This window comes from Caldisericota bacterium (assembly GCA_034717215.1).
In the GTDB taxonomy this organism is placed as follows: domain Bacteria; phylum Caldisericota; class Caldisericia; order Caldisericales; family Caldisericaceae; genus UBA646.
Window position 1 is genome coordinate 1 of sequence record JAYELD010000097.1, and the last position, 1,637, is coordinate 1,637.

General features: G+C 38.9%; 4 protein-coding genes. All 4 read right to left on the minus strand.

Going from position 1 to position 1,637, the window contains the following annotated elements:
• Positions 1-130 precede the first annotated feature (130 nt).
• Genes U9Q18_04080 through U9Q18_04095 form a run of 4 tightly spaced genes read right to left on the minus strand, consistent with a single transcriptional unit; the run spans position 131 to position 1,512 of the window.
• The gene (locus tag U9Q18_04080; protein ID MEA3313534.1) at positions 131-700 is read right to left on the minus strand and encodes a hypothetical protein; all 570 of its coding nucleotides are present in this window, start codon (positions 698-700) and stop codon (positions 131-133) included.
• The gene (locus U9Q18_04085) at positions 700-1,110 is read right to left on the minus strand and encodes a DUF5675 family protein (protein ID MEA3313535.1); all 411 of its coding nucleotides are present in this window, start codon (positions 1,108-1,110) and stop codon (positions 700-702) included. The genes U9Q18_04080 and U9Q18_04085 overlap by 1 nt, the downstream gene beginning before the upstream one ends.
• Positions 1,088-1,324, minus strand: coding sequence for a hypothetical protein (locus tag U9Q18_04090; protein MEA3313536.1), 237 nt, complete (start codon positions 1,322-1,324; stop codon positions 1,088-1,090). Before U9Q18_04090 ends, U9Q18_04085 begins: the two co-directional genes overlap by 23 nt.
• On the minus strand, positions 1,321-1,512 hold the full coding sequence (locus tag U9Q18_04095) for a hypothetical protein (GenBank protein MEA3313537.1): 192 nt from the start codon (positions 1,510-1,512) through the stop codon (positions 1,321-1,323). Before U9Q18_04095 ends, U9Q18_04090 begins: the two co-directional genes overlap by 4 nt.
• Positions 1,513-1,637 lie beyond the last annotated feature (125 nt).

Genomic DNA, 1,637 nt, shown 5'->3' on the forward strand with positions numbered 1-1,637 from the left:
AGACATCGAAACTCTCAAATCGGCGCTTAAAGATTTTGATGTCCAATTTGGAGCATATAGCCATTGTGCCGGCAGGACAAGAGAAGTTTCTGATGAAATTGAATGGTTGGGAAGGCTTACGAATTAAGTACTATTTTTTAAACGCTCCCAAAATTTGAGATATTATTCCTGTCACAGGTGGTGTGTTAGTAACCCCTTCATATTTCTGAGCCTTCTCTTTTGTTCTTTTCCCGAAGTAAGAGTTTACTATACCTGCGGGAACACCAATAACAGCCAGAATCAACGGCCATGCCTTAGCTATTGAATCAATCATCTCTGAGTCACTTGTAATTATTGCATATCCTACCGAGCTTAAAGTAACAACCACACCAAAACCAATAAGAACAGATTGTTCTCTCGCAATCTTGGGGCGGGTTGTATGCCCTGTTTTATCAACCTCCGCAAGAGCAGAAACAACATTCGTCCAACCTTTTATTTCTTCTATTTCAACATCAAGCTTTTTTTCAAGCAGGCTTATTCTCTGTTCAGGTGGTAAAGACGCAATCGCTTTTTCAGCATCTGCTCCAGTTGAACTTTCAGAGAGTCTTTTATCTGACGGCAGGACGTCATTAATAAGATCAAAAGCAACTCCCGAGAAAGGCGGAAATGCATTTTTTAATATAGAACCACCAGCTTTTTTTAATACTGAACTAATATCCATCAATAACACTCCCTTATTGTTAAGTTAAATGTGTCAACGTCTTTCATTATCTCCATAAATTTCTTAAATGTTGCCCCTGAATTTAGTATAGCTCTATTGCCTTGTAGTTTACCGAAGTATTGAGCGAGGAGCACACAGCCAGCTGTCGAGGCGACAAAATTTCCGCTATGAAAAAGAACATGACTCCTCCCAGGCACATCAACAATTTCAAAAGTTTCTCCAAATTGAGGAGAGCGTATTTTTATGCATTGATACTGTTGCGCTGGAATACTGGATACGTTTCGCTCATTAAGTAAGTCTGGTCTCTCAAGTGTAACACAAAAAACCTGGCTGCATATAAGCAAAACCCCAAAAGTACCTTGAGAGCTTTCTTCAAGTCTAATTAATCTAACTGTTGGGATTAACTCCATTTCTCTGGTTCTCCTCGTGGATTTTCATAATCCTGGTTCCTATTTTCCCAAACACCAATCCTATTGATTTTACATCGGAACTGAGCTGAGCAAGAGATTTCTTCTTTGTAAATTCCTCAAATTCGGAGCGATGCTGAGAAACGTCATAAGACAGAGTCTTTAATATTTCTCTAAGCTCTTCTATCTCTCTATATATTCTCTCTATTTCTGTCATTCTTTTATCTTCCTCCCCAGCTCTCCATGCATCCCTGCTAACTCTCTTGCCAGACTCGCAACATCATACTGAAGAGCCTCTAACGGAACTTTTTTCTTTGAAAATCCTGAATTATACTCTGCAAGATTATCCGCAATCATCTGCATTTCAAAAACCAATCGGTCAGCTTCTTCAGCTAATTTTTTCATCTTCTCTCCAGTAACTTTTTAATATCTTTTCGGATTTCCTTAAACATTTCATGGGACTCAGTTTTTAGATTCTCGCAATCTTTTTCGATATTATTCAGGCGATTTCGGAATCCAAGCACCGTCAA